Source organism: Arthrobacter sp. MOO21, from assembly GCF_057369995.2.
In genome coordinates, this window is record NZ_CM170671.2 from 1,183,621 (window position 1) to 1,197,853 (window position 14,233).

The following is a 14,233-nucleotide window of genomic DNA, read 5'->3' on the forward strand; positions in this document are numbered from 1 at the left end:
CACAGCCTGCACTGGCGGCCGAAACCGGCGTGGATTCAGGTCCAGGTGAGGTCCGAGCTGCCGTAGGGTGGCGGCGGAGCCGTGTAGTCCAGGATCCGGCCGGACATGAGCAGCGGCGGCGGAACATAGCGGAGCGGCCCGTAGGAGCTTTCCATGGAGCGATAGCCGGGCTCCGGCAGTTGCGCCGTGTCCGCTGTCTCTGGGGACAGGGAATGCAGGGGTCCGGAACTAAGGGGCCTGGGATTAAGGGGCAGGGCAAAGAGTTCCTCGGCGGTGCGTGCAAGCGAAAGGCGGGCCGCACCTCCCCTTCCCGTTTTCCTGCGTTCAGCCAGCAGGAGCACCACTGCCGCCGCCGCGCCGTACCCGGTGGCGTGATCCAATGCCTGGACCGGCAAGGCACCCGGGCGCCATCCGCCGTCGTCATCTTCCCTGCCATAAAGGTGGGCGATGCCACTGGTCGCCTGGACGATGCTGTCGAAACCGCGCAGGCCGCTCCGTGGCCCCGCCCTGCCCCAGCTGTCAAGGGTGACCACCACCAGCCGCGGATGCGCGGCCAGCAGGTCCCGGGGATTGAGGCCAAAGCGGTCCAGGGCGCCGCCCCGGTAGCCGGTGACCACCACGTCGGCGTCCGTCAGGAGCTGCTGCAGGTGCTGTCGCGTCGAGGGCAGCCCAAGGTCCGCTTCCGCGCTGCGTTTTCCGAAGGCCGTGTCCACGAACTGGTCCACGATCTCGGGCAGGGCCGGCGGGTCGACGCGCAGGACGTCGGCCCCCAGCGCCGCCAGCAGCCGGGTGGCGACAGGTCCGGCGATGACCCTCGTCAGGTCCAGCACCCGGAGGCCCGCCAGGGGCAGCTGCTGGCTGCCGCCGGCGGCCTGGGCAGGGCCGGCAGCCGCGTCTCCTGCAGGCCCTGCTGCGCCGGCCGGGAAGTCCTTCAGCCCCCAGCCGGGTGTGCTGCCGCCGTCGCGAATGATCCACGGGCCGGTGGCGGCGGCCCGGCCCATGTCCGAGGCAAGCCATTCGCCGCGGGTCCTGACGGCCGCGGCGATCCCGCCATGGTCCTGGATGGCCGCTTCTGCCTCCAGGGACGTCATGGAACCAAGGGCCGCCTCCACGCCTGCTGCCGTGGCCGCCCCCAGGGCCCGCAGCAGCCGCTGCTCGTGGTGGGGGTAGTTTGCATGGAGCCTGATCCAGCCGTCGCTGGTGCGGCGGAAGCCCGACAGGGGCGCGAAGCCCTGCAGGGCCCGCCCGCCGATCCGCAGGTGTCCAAAGGAATCGAAAGCGGCGGCTGCCAAAGCGGGTGCAGTGCGGAACCTGCCCGGCGCACCGGTATACAGGTTCAGCGCCTCCGCCGCGGCTCCCACCGAGCGCAGGGCCAGCCCCTCAACGTCCAGCGGCCCGGCCCACCAGCGGAGCGGGGAAGGTGCATCTGCCGCGGCACCCACTCCGGCCTACTTTCCCTGCGGTGCGCCCAGCCGGAGCTGGTCAAGGACCCGGGCCTGGCACGTTGCTGGTGATCTCCTGGATGCCCAGGTCGCGGCACAGCGCCACGTCCTCCTCGGAATCCACCGTCCACACCCGGAAGCGGCGGCCGGAATCCAGCCATCGGCGGACGGTGTGCGGGCGCTCCCGGACGTAATCGATGCCCGGCCCTGCCATCCCCACCAGGCCGTCGTCCAGGATCTGCTCACCTTCAAGCTGCGCGGCCTTCATCAGGTTGGTGACCGCTCCGCCGGCGATCGGCCCCAGGCCCAGGCCGCCGCGGATCTCATGGATGGTGAGGTCGTCCACCAACTGGCAGATGAACTGCGGCGGGACGGAGTGCAGCAAGTGCCGGACGGAGTCGGGGCTGAAGCTCATGAAGGTCACGGCCACGTTGTCAACAGTGGAGCTTTCCGGGTCCCAGCCTTCGCTGCGGAGCACCTCAAGCACCCGGTCTTCCAGTTTGAGCTGGTACGGGCTGGGATGTTTGAGTTCGACGGCAAGCCGCACTGGCCGCCCAGCACCCCGGAGGATGTCCAGCAGTTCGGAGAGGGTGAGGAACTGATCGGAGCGTGCCCCGTATTCCTCGGGGATGCGGACGCCCTTCCAGGAGGAAAAGTCGAGCTGGCGCAGCTCGTGCAAGGTCCGGTCAGCCACCGGCCCGGTCCCGTCGGAGGTGCGGTCCAGGTTGGCGTCATGCAGCAGGACCACGTGCTGGTCCCGGGTCAGGTGGACATCGCACTCCACCCCGTCCGCCCCGTCCGCCAGGGCCTGCAGGTAGGCCGCGCGGGTGTGTTCGGCAAAGGCTCCGCTTGCGCCACGGTGGGCAAAGACCAACGGCCGCTGCGGCATTGACTCGTCAGTTGTCATGGACACACGGTAGCCGACCGGCCCAGGCCTTCGGGGCTAGGCTTGGCACATGCAGGTGAACTCTGAGGCAACAACTGAGCCAACTACTCAGGATGCACACAGCCGGCCCGCACCATCCGCCGGCCCGGGCAGCACGGTGCCGGCCGCCGTCGTACGCCAGCACCTTGGTGCCGGAGACGCCGAAAAGGCGGCAGCGCTGCGGAAAATGAAGCTCGTGGCGCTGGGCCTGCTGATCGCCATGGCCGTGATCTTTGTCTTTGCCTTCGCGCTGCAGAAGGACTATCCGTGGCTGCAGTACGTGCGCGCGGCCGCGGAAGGCGGCATGGTGGGCGCGCTTGCTGACTGGTTCGCGGTGACCGCCCTCTTCAAGTACCCCATGGGCATCAAGATCCCGCACACAGCCATCATTCCGCGCCGGAAGGACCAGATCGGCGCCTCACTGGGCGAGTTCGTGGAAACCAACTTCCTCTCCGAGCAGGTGGTGCAGGACAAGCTGGCCACCGTCAACGTAGCCCGGCGGGCAGGCCAATGGCTGGCTGGGCCGGGCGGTGCTGAGCGCGTCGCCAAGGAGGGGGCCGCCGTCATCCGGGGCGCCTTCACCGTGCTGAACGACGACGACGTCCAGGCCGTGATCGAGGGCATGGTCCGCAAGCACCTGCTCACTCCGCCGTGGGGGCCGCCCGTCGGCAGGCTGGCGGAGCGGATCTTCCACGACGGGCACCACCACACGCTGGTGGACCTGCTGGTTGACCGCGCTGCCGACTGGGTGGACGACAACCACGAAACTGTCACCCGCCTGGTCTCCGACCGCTCCCCCACCTGGGTTCCGCAGTTCGTGGACGGGCTCGTGGGAGACAAGGTTTATATCGAGATCCTCAAGTTCGTCCGCGCCGTCCAGGCCGATCCCAACCACCAGGTGCGCCAGTCGATCGACAAGTACCTCAACGACCTCGCCCGGGACCTGCAGCACGATCCCGCCATGATCGCCCGTGCCGAGGTCATCAAGGCGCAGGTACTGGGCGACCCCGAGGTGCGCGAGCTCGCTTCCCGGACTTGGGGGACGGTGAAGAATGCGCTGCTGGGCGCGGTGGACGATCCCCACAGCGAACTCACCATCAAGTTCAAGGCAGCGGTTCGCGACTTCGGCTCGCGGCTGGTTGACGACCCCGAGCTGGCGGGGAAGGTCAACTCCTGGATTGCCGATGCCGCCGGGTACCTGGTGCGGACCTATCGCTCGGACATTGCAGGGGTCATCACGGACACGGTGGCGCGGTGGGATGCCGAGGAGACCTCGCAGAAGATCGAACTGCAGGTGGGCAAGGACCTGCAGTTCATCCGGATCAACGGCACGGTGGTGGGATCCCTGGCCGGACTCGCGATTTTCACGGTGGCGCAGCTGATTTTTGGGTGAGGGTTCCGTGGCGCCCTGGCAGCAGTGGCTTGGGCGGCGGGCCATGAAGGTCTGAATGTCACACCCCCGTTGGATGATGTTCGTATGGGAATCAGCGGCGGCGCAGTGAGCGTTTCAGGGGCGGGGATGGAGGGTGTTCATGCCTCTGTTGCTGCCCTTGATGCGCTGTTCCTGGAGGACGCTGCGCTTTCCTCCGCGGACGCTGCTGATGGCGCCGGCGGTGGGGTGGATGTGTTGCAGCGGCAGTACGAGATCCGGCTGGAGCGGCTGGCCGGGTATTCGAAGCTGGAGTCAATGATTGCCGCCGCTAAAGCGCAGGACGCGGCCGATTCCATCCGGATCCAGCAGGCCATGACCCCGCCGGACGCGTCCGTGCCGGAACGCGCCTACGCGGAGATGTCCGCGGTGGAGGAGATCGCCGGGGTCCTGACCATCAGTTCCGCGGCCGCCGGGGCGTTCGCCCACCAGTCGCAGCAGGTCTGTTCGCTGCCGCCGGTCATGGACGCACTGGCCGCCGGGGCCATCTCGTGGCAGCACGCGCGCGTCGTCGTGGATGAAACCGAAGGCCTCACCTCTGCCGGGGCAGCGTCTTTGGTGGCGCACTTCTTCGACCCGGACGCCCCGAACCCTGCCCGCGGCGCCGCACCCGGGGAACTCGTCCCGTCCCGGTTCCGGGCCAAGGCCCGCGCCTGGCGCGAACGGCACCACCCCGAATCGATCGAGACCCGCCACACCAAAAGCGCCGCCGACCGGCGGACGGAATACCGCCCCGACCGGGACGGCATGGCCCGGGTGACGCTCTACCTCCCCGGCGACACCGCCTCCGCCATCTGGAACCGCACCACCGCCACCGCCCGCGGCCTCCAAGGACCCGACGAACCACGCACCATCACCCAACTCCGCCCCGACATCGCAGCCTCTTTGCTGCTTGGCGCCGGGGCCACTGCTACCGGCGCAGCCACCGCAGACACGGATGAACCTTCGGAAATCTGCAAGGTCCCCACCCCACGGGCCGACGTCCTGGTGACTGTGCCGGTCTTCTCCCTCCTCGGCCTCACCGATGAACCCGCCGAACTCGACGGCCTCGGCCCGATCCCCGCCTCCATGGCACGGAAACTCGTCGCAGACGGCGCCGACTCCTTCTACCGCGTCCTCGTCGACCCCCGCGACGGGGCACCCCTGGAAATCGGCCGCAGAAGCTACCGGCTCCCCGAGACAATCAAACGCTGGATCAGGATGCGCGACCGCAAGTGCACCTTCCCCGGCTGCACCAACCGATCACTGGACAATGACACCGACCACCTCACCGCCTGGCAACACGGCGGAGAAACCGGCGCTTCCAACCTGGGACAGCTCTGCCCCAGGCACCACCGGCTGAAACACCACGGCGGCTGGACCCCCACTCCGGCCATCGCAAACAAGCCACCCGGCTGGACCTCACCCACCGGCCGCCACTACAACCCCGAACAACACGACCCAGAACCAACACACTGGCCTCATCGGCCGACGTTCGGGGCCAGCCCATTTGAAGATGCCAGCCCACGTGAAGATGCCAGCCCGGGGGACGTCCCGCAGTGGGAACCGGACGACGACAAACTCATCGATCCCGGCGACTTGTGGCCGGACGACCCCCTCTGGGCGGAATTCTTCGCAAAGCCATTTGCCCTGTTGACGTGCTAGCCCGGCCGCGATCCGTGGCCTGTTCCCGGTGTGCCGCCGCGGCCAATGGTCGTGTCGTTGTGTTGCAGAACTGCAGCAGGCGCTAGGCGAAGGATTCCAGTTCCACGCCGGCAGCCTCCAGCCCCGTCCGCACGCGTGCGGCCATCTCCACCGCGGCGGGAGTCCCACCGGAAAGGCGCAGGGAGTCCGGGCGGACCTGCACCACTGTCCCGTCCACGGCTGGCACTTCCCCCTTGAGGGCCATGCGCACGGCCCGCTCGACTACCGCGTCGGCGTCGAACAGCACTGCGCCCTCCTGGGAGCGCGGAACCAGGCTGCCGTCGGCAAGGTAGGCGCGGTCCGGGAACGCTTCGACAAATACCGGGAGTCCCGCCTCCCCGGCCTGCTTCAACAGCTCCGAGCCAGGGAAGCCCAGAATAGGGAGGCCGGGATCGTAGGCACTGACTGCAGCCACCACGGCGGCGGCCTGCTCGGCATCGTCCACCAGCCTGTCGTACAAGGCACCATGCGCCTTGACGTAGTCCACGGAGGCACCCACCGCGTGGGCCACTCCGTCGAGAGCGCCCAGCTGGTACAGCACGTCCCCGAACAGCTCGTCGAAACTCACATCCAGGGCGCGCAGGCCAAAGCCGGCCAGGTCGCGGTAACCCAGGTGCGCGCCGACGGTGACATCCAGTTCGTACGCTGCCCGGCAGCTGTCCAGCATGGTGACGGGGTCGCCCGCGTGGAAGCCGCACGCAACGTTGGCACTGGTCACCAGCTGGAACATCGCGGCGTCGCCGCCCATGGTCCAGGAGCCGAATGCTTGGCCAAGGTCAGCGTTGAGATCCACGTGTTGTGCCTTCCAGCGTCAGGGGGTCAGCGCCTGGTTATCCGGCGCCGCGGCCGCCGTCAGCTCGCCGGGAATGGTGTCCGGCATTGGCCCGAACGCCTCCCGGGCGTTCGCTGCCACCGCACGGCCCATCACGAGGTTACCCGCTCCGCCCACCACCGCGCCGATGCCGAACGGAAGGGCCCTGCCGAACAGCGCCGTCCCCTGCCGCTTGAGCAGGTTCTTCAGGAAGGCGTGCTGGATCCTTTTCCGGACATTGCCGAACCCGGGAAGCGAGGACCTGGACAGGATGTTCCCCCAGATGTCCGTGGGCTTGGCCCCACCCGCTGCCTGGCCGCTGAGGGTCCCCAGCAGCGCGGTGCCCTCCTCGCCCAGCATGATCGCCATGACCATGGTGCCGGCCTTCTCGGGATTGGTGAGGCGGATGCCGTGCAGTTCGGCAAGCGAAGTGGCGTAGAGGGCCGTTGCCTCCAGGAAGCCAACGGTTGCGGCCGCGGAAAGTCCCAGCGATGCCACGGTTCCCACGCCGGGGACGACGGCGGTCGCACCCACCAGGGCGCCGCCGCCGGCGACCGCGCGCAGGTAGTCGCGCTCGGCGATGTCAGCCAGTTGCGCAGCGGTGGCACGGGGGTGCTTCTTTTGCAGCCGCCGGATGTAGGCAACCACGAGGGGCCGCTGGATCTGCACCGCTTTCAGGAGCACGTTGTGCACCCCGGGCTTCGGCTTGCCGTCGGCATCGAACATTGCGCTGTGGGCGGTTTCCTGTGCGATTCGTACTGCGGGATTGCTGCGCCTGGCCATGGTCACCTTCATTCAAATCGACCTGCAGCGGGTGGCTGCCGTGCCTTTCCATCCTATGTGGATAGACACTAAGCATGCTTAACTTTCGGCTCCGACTTCCCAGTCAAGCGCCCGCCGGTACGGCCCCGGTTTCCGTTTCACACACCCGTCACGTTGTTAAAGGTGCAAAGGTGCACCCCGTCCACGGCCCCGCTGTCCCGCAGTTCCGCGAGCATCGCCTGGGGTGAATACTGGCCGCCAGTAAGCAGCCGTCGCCCAAGGGGACCCCGTCGGCTCAGCAATTTGAGCGATGGACCCACCCCGATCCTGGTCGCAACGGAAATCAATTGGGCCACCGGAACCGCTCCCGCGACTCCCGCCCAGACCGGCAACCGGACTCCTTCGCGGCGCAGCGTTTCGGCATACCACCGGACGCGTGCCGCCGAAAAGCACATCTGCGTCACCACTGCCGATGCCAAGCGCTGCTTTTCCAGCAAAGCATCAAGCATGTGCAGTTCGCTGTGGCACGGGTGTCCTTCCGGGTAGCCTGCAACACCTGCACCGATCCGGCCGCCGGACAAGTCGGCGAGGTCCTCAAGCAGCGGAAGGCTGCTGGCGTACGGCCCGGCAGTTTCACCCGCATCACCACCGACGACGAACACCTCGTTGATGCCGGCGTCGTGGAAATTGTGGACAAGACCTCGCAGTTGCTGCCGGCTCTCGATGCTTCGTGCGGCCAGGTGGGGTACAACCTCGAAGCCAAGGTAGGCAAGCTCGATAGCCGTCCTGACCGTGGCACCCACACCTTGATGGGGCAGGCACGTCACCGTCAGGACAGACCCTGCAGGTGTGCTGCCCTGGACCAGGGCGACAATGCCCTCCGCAGGAGTTATCTCCAGCCGAACAGGGAGAATGTCCTTCTCTTTCGAACCAGGGGCCCGCTCTTCTGCGGGACGTGAAGCAGTGGTTAATGCCATAAGGGATTGAATCGTCATGAGGAACTCCAGGTTCGGCCGGCCACGGGTGGCACGGGCCGGCGCCTGCCCCTCCGGATGGAAAGCAGGCACCGGCCACGTAGATAAACCCCCAATTAGCGGAGGATGATCGTCCGGTTGCCGGAGAGGACTATCCGTCCTTCAGCGTGCCAGCGGACGGCATTCGTGAGGGCCTTGCACTCGGCATCGCGGCCAACGGTGACCAGGTCCGAGGCGGAGTACGTGTGGTCCACCTCGATGACCTGCTGCGAAATGATGGGCCCCTCATCGAGCTCCGAGTTCACGTAGTGGGCTGTGGCGCCCACCGTTTTGACGCCGCGCTCGTAGGCCTGGTGGTAGGGCTTGGCACCCTTGAAACTGGGCAGGAACGAGTGGTGGATGTTGATGGCCCGGCCGTCCAGCTTGCGGGTCAGGCCGTCGCTGAGCACCTGCATGTAGCGGGCAAGCACCACCAGCTCCACGGAGTAATGGTCCACCAGGCCCAGCAGGCGCTCCTCCGCATCCGTCTTGGTGTCCGGCGTCACGGGGATGTGGTGGAAAGGAACACCGTGCCACGCTGCAAGCGGTTCCAGGTCCGGGTGGTTGGACACCACGGCAGCGATCTCCACGGGCAATTCCCCGCTGCGGGCGCGGAACAGGAGGTCGTTCAGGCAATGCTCGTACTTGGAGACCATCACCAGGATGGGCTGCCTGCGTCCGTGGCGTTCCAGGCGCCAGTCCATCTGCCATTCCTGGGCCACCTGCCCGAAACCGGCACGGAGGCGGGCAAGGTCAATGTCAACTTCGGAGGTGACGTGGACGCGCATGAAGAACCGGCCGCTTGCCCTGTCGCCGAACTGCTTGATGTCCACGATGTAGCATTCCTGATCCAGCAGGAATGCCGCCACCGCCTGGACAATGCCCAGGGCATCCGGGCAGTGGAACGTCAACACGAATTCCTTGCCCGTTTCCGGCGGCATGGGCTGGAGCCGCCCGGCTGCAGACACGCTGGTCCCGGCGGTGCGGTCCTCGGTGCCGATCACCGCTTGACCCGTTCGTCCGCGGCTTCAGCGGCGGCACCCGGCCGGACAGCCTTGCCTGATGCTGCCCCAGCGAAGTCCTGGTCTGCCTGGAGTTCAGCTTGGAAGGTGGCAAAACGGGCCTGGTGCGCGGGCCGGCGCCGGAGGACGAACCATGCAGCGCCCAGCATGATGAACCACACCGGGGTAACCAGCAGCGCCATCAAGGTGTCCGGCTGGGTCGTGAGGGCCCAGATCACGAAGGCGAAGAAGGCGAAGACCACCCAGACCATGGCAACGCCGCCGGGCATCTTGAACTTCGATGCCTCATGCAGGTGCGGCCGCCGGCGGCGGAAGGCAACATAGCTGGCCAGGATGATGGACCAGACGAAGACAAAGCAGACGGCGGAGACGGTGGTCACCATGTCGAACGCCTTGCCCACGTCCTGGCCCGCGTACATGAGGACGACGCCGGACAGCAGCAGCACGCAGGAAAGGAATAGTGCGTTCTGGGGTACCTTCCGCCGGGACAGTTTGCCAAAGACGTCCGGTGCGTCGCCTTCCTGGGCAAGCCCGAAGACCATGCGGGAGGTGGAGTAAATGCCGGAGTTGGCGGAGGACATCGCGGAGCTCAGCACCACGAGGTTGACCACTGTGGCTGCGGCGCCGAGCCCCGCCAGGGAGAACATGGCGATAAAGGGGCTGTGGCCGGCCTTGAACTCGGTCCAGGGGGTGACAGCCATCAGGATGATGAGGGCACCTACGTAGAAGAGGAGCACCCGGATGGGGATGGAGTTGATGGCCTTGGGCAGGTTCCGCTCCGGGTTCTTGGCCTCGGCAGCGGTGGTACCCACCAGTTCGATGCCCACGAAGGCGAAGACGGCGATCTGGAAGCCGGCCACGAAGCCCATGAATTCGTTGGGGAAGAATCCGCCATGGCTCCACAGGTTGGTGAAGGTGGCAGGGCCGGCGTCGGACTGGAAACCGGTGAGAATCATGAACAGGCCAACGATGATCAGCGCGGCAATGGCGACGATCTTGATCAGGGCGAACCAGAACTCGGTCTCGCCGAACGCCTTTACGGTGACGAGGTTCAGGAGCAGGAGGATGGCCACGGTGGCCAGGCCGGGAATCCACAGGGGAACCCCGGGCCACAGTTCACGGGAGTAGCCCGCGATGGCGATGACATCGGCGATGCCGGTGATGACCCAGCAGAACCAGTAGGTCCAGCCGGTAAAGAAGCCGGCCCACGGACCCAGCAGATCAGCGGCGAAGTCACTGAACGACTTGTAGTTGAGGTTGCTGAGCAGCAGTTCACCCATGGCACGCATGACGAAGAACAGCATGAAGCCGATGATCATGTACACGAAGATCACTGAGGGGCCGGCCGCGGAGATGGTCTTGCCGGAGCCCATGAACAGGCCGGTGCCGATGGCGCCGCCGATGGCGATCAGTTGGATGTGCCGGTTGCTGAGCTGCCGCTCCAGGTGCGCGGCTCCGCCGCCGGTGGACGTCGGGGAGTGGGTCGTCATTGAGGAACTCCATCGTTCGAGCGGCACCCGGGGTGTCGCAAAGATTGGATTTCCTCCCCGCTCTGTCTGGGACCTGAGAGATTCCGCAGACCCAGCCAGGGCCTGCTTGCACCGTCGGTGAGCCGGGACAGGGCCCGGCTACTTTCCAGAGTTGCCTCACCGCGGCGGTACGTGGGCCTGAGAGTTTCCTGGGGAGGGTTTGCTCCTACGGCGCCTGCTGAACGTACCGGCAGGGCTCTCCCGCCGCAGGTCGAAGGCTCATTTTCAGTTGGACGCCACCGCCTCCGCGCTGCGGAGGTTGGGCGATGGGACCGGCGCCGGAACGGGGCTGCTCCGGTTACGCTGAGCCAGCCAGGCCTCGGCGCCAATCCCGGGGATCAGTGTGGTGCCCGTCACGATCGGATGTCAACCCGGGATGTCTTTTCGGGGCAACAGAGCGCCAAGGCCCCATTAGCGTGACGCAGCAATTTGTTTTTGCTTCAACAAACCTGTACCGTGTGAGCCGAATCACCCACATTTGAATAAGCCTTTCGAGCTGTGACGGGAGAGCCCTCCCGGCATCCACCGGACAGGCGCCGTAGGAGCAAATCCTCCCCAGGAATCTCTCAGGCCCATGTACCGTCACGGCGAGGCGACTCTGGAAAGCAGCGCTGCTCCGGCAGCACTCACCGACGGTGCAAGCGAAGTCCTGCCAAGAGCAGGCAGCGCGGAATCTCTCAGGTCCAATACAGAGCGGGGAGGAACCCACCGCACGCCGTGCCACTTGGCCGGCCAGACCTGGAGTTCCTCATGACGATTCAATCCGCATCAACATCATTCGTTGACCGCCATATCGGCGCGCGCCGGCAGGCCGACGTCGACACCATGCTGAAAGCCGTCGGCTACGACAGCGTGGATGGCCTCGTCGACATGGCCGTCCCGGCCTCCATCCGGCAGGAAACCGCGCTGAAGCTCGCCGATGCCCTCAGCGAAGTGGAGGTCCTGGCTGAACTGCGCCGCCTCGCCGCCAAGAACAAGACCGCCGTGCAGATGATCGGCCAGGGCTACTACGACACCATCACCCCTGCCGTCATCCGCCGGAATGTCCTTGAGGCGCCGGCCTGGTACACCGCCTACACGCCCTACCAGCCCGAAATCTCCCAGGGCCGGCTCGAGGCGCTGCTGAACTTCCAGACCATGGTCCAGGACCTGGTGGGACTGCCCATCGCCAACGCCTCGCTGCTGGATGAAGCCACCGCCGTGGCCGAAGCAGTCCTCATGATGCGCAGGGCCAATAAGAACAAGGCTGCCCGTGACGGCAAGACCGTCCTGGACGCCGACGTCCTGCCGCAGACCATCGCCGTCGTCAAGGGCCGCGCTGAGGCGCTCGGCTTCGAGGTTGAGGTTGCCGACCTGTCCAAGGGCCTGCCCGAAGGCGACATCAACGGCATCGTGCTCCAGCAGCCCGGCGTCTCCGGCCGCGTCTTCAACCACGCAGGCGTCATTGCCGAAGCAAAGGAGCGCGGCGCGCTGGTGACGGTGGCCGCCGACCTCCTGGCGCTGACCCTGATCACCCCTCCCGGCGAGCAGGGCGCCGACATCGCCGTCGGCTCCACCCAGCGGTTCGGTGTCCCGCTGTTCTTCGGCGGCCCGCACGCCGCCTACATGGCAGTGGCCAAGGGCCTGGAGCGTTCCATGCCCGGCCGCCTGGTGGGCGTCTCCAAGGATGACGCCGGTTTTCCCGCGTACCGGCTGGCGCTGCAGACCCGCGAGCAGCACATCCGCCGCGAAAAGGCCACATCCAACATCTGCACCGCGCAGGCGCTGCTGGCCATCGTCTCCTCCTTCTACGCCGTCTACCACGGACCCGACGGGCTGAAGGCCATCGCCGAGCGTGTCCACAACAACGCCCGCGCCCTCGCCACCACGCTCAAGATCGCGGGCCGGGAACTGGCCACCGAGGCGTTCTTCGACACGGTCACGGTCTCCGTCCCCGGCAAGGCCGCCAAGGTCGTCACCGCTGCAGAAGCACGCGGCATCAACCTGCGCCACATCGACGCCGACACCATCGGGGTCTCCGTCGATGAAACCACGACGCCGGAAATCCTCTCCGCGGTCGCCGTCGCCTTCGGCGCCGGCCCCGTGGTGGACGCTGAGGGCTTCGACCTGCCGTCCGAGGTGCTCCGCACTTCTGAGTTCATGCAGCACCCGGTCTTCAACACCCACCGGTCCGAAACCCAGCTCCTGCGCTACATCCGCAGGCTCTCGGACCGGGACCTGGCGCTGGACCGCACCATGATCCCGCTGGGCTCGTGCACCATGAAGCTGAACGCCACCGCCGAGATGGAGGCCATCTCCTGGCCGGAGTTCGCCTCAATCCACCCCTTCGCCCCGGAGTCACAGACCAAGGGCTGGCGGGAACTGATCAGCGGCCTGGAAGCCGACCTGGCGGAAATCACCGGCTACGACCAGGTGTCGCTGCAGCCGAACGCCGGATCCCAGGGCGAGCTGGCCGGCCTGCTGGCCATTCGCGGCTACCACCGCGCCAACGGTGATGCCCAGCGCAACGTCTGCCTGATCCCCGCGTCGGCCCATGGCACCAACGCGGCCTCCGCGGTTCTCGCGGGCATGAAGGTCGTCGTCGTCGCCACCGCAGCGGACGGCACGATCGACCACGAGGACCTGTACGCGAAGATCGAGGCGAACAAGGACGTACTCTCGGCGATCATGATCACCTACCCGTCCACCCACGGCGTCTATGACGCGGACGTGACTGAGATCTGCGAGGCTGTCCACGCCGCCGGCGGCCAGGTCTACGTTGACGGTGCCAACCTGAACGCGCTGGTGGGCCTGGCCCAGCCGGGCAAGTTCGGCGGCGACGTGTCCCACCTGAACCTGCACAAGACCTTCTGCATCCCGCACGGCGGCGGCGGACCCGGCGTCGGACCGGTCGCAGCCAAAGCGCATCTGGCACCGTTCATGCCCGGCGACGCCAACAACGCTTCCTCCGAGGGAACAGTGGAAGGCCACGGCGTGGCCATCAGCGCCTCGAACTTCGGTTCCGCCGGTGTCCTGCCGATCTCCTGGGCGTACGTGAAGCTCATGGGCGGCGAAGGGCTGACCGAGGCCACCAAGGCAGCGCTGCTCGCAGCGAACTACGTCGCGACCAGGTTGAACGAGTACTTCCCGGTCCTCTACACCGGTGAGGGAGGGCTCGTGGCGCACGAGTGCATCCTGGACCTGCGCGACCTGACCGCCAAGACCGGCGTCACCGCGGAGGACGTGGCCAAGCGCCTCATCGACTTCGGCTTCCATGCCCCCACCCTGGCGTTTCCGGTGGCCGGCACCCTGATGGTGGAGCCCACCGAATCCGAGGACCTGGCCGAGATCGACCGCTTCATCGAGGCCATGATCACCATCCGCAAGGAAATCGACCAGGTGGCCAACGGCGACTTCACTGTCCAGGACTCCCCGCTGCGCAACGCACCCCACTCCGCGTCCGCCGTCGTGGACTCCGAATGGACCCGCCGGTACAGCCGTGAGCAGGCCGTCTTCCCCGTCCACCACCTCAAGCAGGACAAATACTTCCCGCCGGTAGGCCGCATCGACGGCGCCGGTGGAGACCGGAACCTGGTCTGCTCCTGCCCGCCGCTGTCCGAGTTCGAAAACTAAAGGAT

General features: G+C 66.8%; 10 protein-coding genes, 1 pseudogene and 2 riboswitches. Of the genes and pseudogenes, 3 read left to right on the top strand and 8 right to left on the bottom strand.

The window, feature by feature from the left end:
* Window positions 1-35 precede the first annotated feature (35 nt).
* Together AC2JAJ_RS05425 and AC2JAJ_RS05430 are read right to left on the bottom strand one after the other, a co-directional pair.
* Window positions 36-1,442 carry a CoA transferase gene (locus AC2JAJ_RS05425; RefSeq protein ID WP_486416593.1) on the bottom strand — a complete coding sequence of 469 codons (1,407 nt, stop codon included), beginning with the start codon at window positions 1,440-1,442 and terminating at the stop codon, window positions 36-38.
* 40 nt (window positions 1,443-1,482) lie between these two features.
* Window positions 1,483-2,349, bottom strand: coding sequence for a glycerophosphodiester phosphodiesterase family protein (locus tag AC2JAJ_RS05430; RefSeq protein WP_501053406.1), 867 nt, complete (start codon window positions 2,347-2,349; stop codon window positions 1,483-1,485).
* 49 nt (window positions 2,350-2,398) lie between these two features.
* On the opposite strand from AC2JAJ_RS05430, the gene AC2JAJ_RS05435 reads away from it, so the two are divergent.
* Together AC2JAJ_RS05435 and AC2JAJ_RS05440 are read left to right on the top strand one after the other, a co-directional pair.
* Window positions 2,399-3,760: a DUF445 domain-containing protein gene (locus AC2JAJ_RS05435; RefSeq protein ID WP_473694924.1), complete on the top strand. Its 1,362-nt coding sequence runs from the start codon at window positions 2,399-2,401 to the stop codon at window positions 3,758-3,760.
* 84 nt (window positions 3,761-3,844) lie between these two features.
* Complete coding sequence (locus tag AC2JAJ_RS05440) at window positions 3,845-5,440, top strand: HNH endonuclease signature motif containing protein (protein ID WP_486416592.1); 1,596 nt, start codon at window positions 3,845-3,847, stop codon at window positions 5,438-5,440.
* Between the two features lie 82 nt (window positions 5,441-5,522).
* On the opposite strand, the gene AC2JAJ_RS05445 is transcribed toward AC2JAJ_RS05440, so the two are convergent.
* From AC2JAJ_RS05445 to AC2JAJ_RS05470, 6 genes and pseudogenes are all read right to left on the bottom strand, one after another.
* Window positions 5,523-6,272 (bottom strand): LamB/YcsF family protein, encoded by a 750-nt coding sequence (locus tag AC2JAJ_RS05445; RefSeq protein ID WP_486416591.1) that lies wholly within the window; start codon window positions 6,270-6,272, stop codon window positions 5,523-5,525.
* Window positions 6,256-7,073: pseudogene (locus tag AC2JAJ_RS05450) on the bottom strand (hypothetical protein). Before AC2JAJ_RS05450 ends, AC2JAJ_RS05445 begins: the two are co-directional and overlap by 17 nt.
* Window positions 7,074-7,210: 137 nt before the next feature.
* Window positions 7,211-8,047, bottom strand: a complete 837-nt coding sequence (locus tag AC2JAJ_RS05455; RefSeq protein ID WP_486416590.1) for a methylenetetrahydrofolate reductase — start codon at window positions 8,045-8,047, stop codon at window positions 7,211-7,213.
* Between the two features lie 95 nt (window positions 8,048-8,142).
* Window positions 8,143-9,006 carry a formyltetrahydrofolate deformylase gene (gene purU, locus AC2JAJ_RS05460; RefSeq protein ID WP_486416732.1) on the bottom strand — a complete coding sequence of 288 codons (864 nt, stop codon included), beginning with the start codon at window positions 9,004-9,006 and terminating at the stop codon, window positions 8,143-8,145.
* A gap of 59 nt (window positions 9,007-9,065) precedes the next feature.
* Window positions 9,066-10,577: a D-serine/D-alanine/glycine transporter gene (cycA, locus tag AC2JAJ_RS05465; protein ID WP_501053407.1), complete on the bottom strand. Its 1,512-nt coding sequence runs from the start codon at window positions 10,575-10,577 to the stop codon at window positions 9,066-9,068.
* Between the two features lie 155 nt (window positions 10,578-10,732).
* Window positions 10,733-10,830, bottom strand: a riboswitch (glycine riboswitch).
* An 11-nt stretch (window positions 10,831-10,841) separates the two neighbouring features.
* Window positions 10,842-10,973, bottom strand: a complete 132-nt coding sequence (locus AC2JAJ_RS05470) for a hypothetical protein (protein WP_486416588.1) — start codon at window positions 10,971-10,973, stop codon at window positions 10,842-10,844.
* 135 nt (window positions 10,974-11,108) lie between these two features.
* A riboswitch (glycine riboswitch) is annotated at window positions 11,109-11,208 on the top strand.
* Between the two features lie 158 nt (window positions 11,209-11,366).
* Between AC2JAJ_RS05470 and gcvP the strand changes: the two genes are divergently transcribed.
* Window positions 11,367-14,228, top strand: coding sequence for an aminomethyl-transferring glycine dehydrogenase (gene gcvP / locus AC2JAJ_RS05475; protein ID WP_501053408.1), 2,862 nt, complete (start codon window positions 11,367-11,369; stop codon window positions 14,226-14,228).
* Window positions 14,229-14,233 lie beyond the last annotated feature (5 nt).